Genomic DNA, 2,597 nt, shown 5'->3' on the forward strand with positions numbered 1-2,597 from the left:
TACGCTACGGGGGCTCGCGCTACTGAGACTCCGCACTTCAGTGCGGGAAATGGGCGTAGCCCATTGTTCGTTGAAGGATGTCGTAATCCAATCTTGTCGGAAACTTGTTTCCGTTACAAGATTGAGATTAGGACCTTGTCTCACTCGGTTCTAATCCAAATATGGATTTAGATATCCGCTTCTATCGAAGCGGATATTTTTTTGCTCTCGCTAGGCTCTCTGCGTTTCTTGAATAAGAACATTGGTTCTAAATCAAATTTGAATTGTAAAAGTCTGCTTCAAACGAAGCAGACTTTTTGTTATGCCCTAGCTAGACTCTGTGTGTTTATTGAAAGAGAATGTCATTCCCGCATAGGCGGGGATCTTCTCGAAACATTTAAGGTCCGCTCCATTTGGGGTAGACCTTTTATATTTGATACTTTATATGAGTTTTTTATTGCAAAGAAATTTCTTAAACAGATTGAAATTTAATTTGTTCTTAATTTCGCGATGATTCCGCTGACGTTGGTAAAGGCGCAGACCGGAAGGCTTACGACGCGTCTTGAGGCCCATTCGGCATTGTTCCCGTTTGCGGATAGAGGTGTTCCACATTCTGCGATAGGGGCGCCAAAGCAGCCTTGGCTATGCAGGGGAGTGGGGTAGTGGATGCAGTAGGGAATGCCTGCAGCGTTTAGTTTTTGAATAAAGTAATCTCTGTTTTCGGCAAGGACTGTGTACTGTGCGTAGGTACTGGTGTTACCTTCCGCGATTTTCTGCGGAACAACCTGCAACTCCTTGGGAGTGGACGCGTTGTATTCCTCAAAAAAAAGGTCGTAGAGAGCGGCGTTTTGCTCTCGCACTGCCAGTTCCTCGTCGAGGTGCCTTAGCTTGACGCGCAGGACTGCCGCTTGCAGTGCATCGAGCCTGCTGTTCATGCCTACAATCTGGTGGTCGTAGCGGCCGATGCTTCCGTGGTTTGCGATGGTGCGTACACGTTGGGCGAGTGCCTCGTCCTTGGTGAATACCGCGCCGCCGTCGCCGTAGCATCCGAGTGGCTTGCTCGGATAGAAACTCGTGATAGAAATGTCGCCGAAGGCGCAGGCCTTGTTGTTATGGGATGTAGGGGAGCCTTTCGTCGAGTCAAGGATCCTTGCTCCAAAAGCCTGGGCCGCATCTTCAATAATCCAGAGGCCGAATTCGTCGGCGATTTTACGCAGTTCCTTGAAGGGCGCGCACTGTCCGAAAAGGTTTACCGCGATGATTCCCTTGGTTCGTTTCCCGATCAGCGTACGGACGCTTTCTGGGGAAATCTGCAAGGTCTCTCGGTCGATATCCGCAAAAACGGGCGTGCCTCCTAAAAAGGCGCAACATTCCGCCGGGGCGATAAAGGTAAAATCGGGAACGATAACTTCGTTGCCAGGCTGTAACTGGAGCGTCATCAGGGCTAAGGTGAGTGCATCTGTACCGCTAGCGCAGGTCAGCGTATGGGGCACACCGGAATAAGCAGAAAGCTCTTTTTCCAGGGCGGAAACTTCCGGACCGCCAATGTAACAGCCGCTGTCCAGCACCGCCCGTTCGGCTTTTTCGAGTTCAAAACGGTATTTTTCGCGCTGTCCAGTCAGATTTACGAAGGGAATCATGCGCGCAAAGGTAGAAATTTTTGAGTACCCCTTGAAAATTATAAATAATTTGCTAACTTTGAACCAACATTTTTAAGTAGGTTTTCACCCGGAGATAATAAGGTGCCTCAACACAAATCTTGCAAAAAGCGTTTGCTTCAGGCCGAAAAGGCCAATGCCATGAACCGTTCGACTCGTTCCGCTATCCGTACTGCCCTCAAGGCTGTCCGTAGCGCAACCACCAAGGAAGAAGCCCTCAAGGCCATGCCGGCTCTGTTCAGCATGCTCGACAAGGCTGCTGCCAAGGGTCGTGCCGGTTTCTGCGCAAACCGCGCCGCTAACTACAAGGCTAAGGCCGCTAAGGTCGTCAACAGCCTCGCTTAATTTAATTAAGCAAGTTGAATTTAATAAGCTGATGCATTGATGTGTATCAGCTTATTGTTGTATTTATTTCTATGTAAAGAATTAAGTCCGCTTTTGCGGACTCTTTTTGTTGTTAGGAACGGTTTCTAGAATACCATTGCCGCAATAAATGCAAGGGCCACAATCACTGCTGCCGCTATAGCAAGCGGGTTTGCTTTTTTCTTTTGGGCGTAGGGGCTGTTCGGGTCATCTCCGAATTCGTTCTCGACAATTTCGTCATAATCCGGTGCCTCGAGGTCGGTAAATTCCGCACCTTCGGACCAGCCGGTATCCTTGTCGCTTCCGCAATGCGGGCAGAATGTGGCGTTTTCTTTGATGGGGGAATGACAATGAGGACAGAGCATGCCTGTAATATAACAAAAACCGCCAGGCGATTGCCTAGCGGTCTTTAAAAGCGAATCGGTTAAGATCCGTGAGCAACAAAGCCCCTGGTATTAACCAGGGGCGGTTGCGAGAGTGAGCGCCAACCGGAGACGTTGTCCCCGAGTTTAGCGCGAACGGTCGCTTACAGCTTGTTGTTAGAACCAAGAACGTCGACGATCTTGTGTTCGTACATCTTCTGCATGTTTTCGCGAG

3 protein-coding genes are annotated in these 2,597 nt (G+C 49.4%); 1 reads left to right on the forward strand and 2 read right to left on the reverse strand.

What is annotated here, in order from left to right; translation table 11 throughout:
* Positions 1–467 precede the first annotated feature (467 nt).
* On the reverse strand, positions 468–1,619 hold the full coding sequence (locus Q0W37_RS15340; protein WP_297702414.1) for a DegT/DnrJ/EryC1/StrS aminotransferase family protein: 1,152 nt from the start codon (positions 1,617–1,619) through the stop codon (positions 468–470).
* A 102-nt stretch (positions 1,620–1,721) separates the two neighbouring features.
* On the opposite strand from Q0W37_RS15340, the gene rpsT reads away from it, so the two are divergent.
* Positions 1,722–1,982 carry a 30S ribosomal protein S20 gene (gene rpsT / locus Q0W37_RS15345; protein ID WP_173350907.1) on the forward strand — a complete coding sequence of 87 codons (261 nt, stop codon included), beginning with the start codon at positions 1,722–1,724 and terminating at the stop codon, positions 1,980–1,982.
* Positions 1,983–2,107: 125 nt separating this feature from the next.
* Here rpsT and Q0W37_RS15350 read toward each other — a convergent pair whose 3' ends face one another.
* Entirely contained in the window at positions 2,108–2,365 is a 258-nt protein-coding gene (locus Q0W37_RS15350) for a zinc ribbon domain-containing protein (RefSeq protein ID WP_297702415.1), read from the reverse strand.
* Positions 2,366–2,597: the final 232 nt, after the last annotated feature.

The organism is uncultured Fibrobacter sp. (assembly GCF_947166265.1).
Classification (GTDB): Bacteria; Fibrobacterota; Fibrobacteria; order Fibrobacterales; family Fibrobacteraceae; genus Fibrobacter.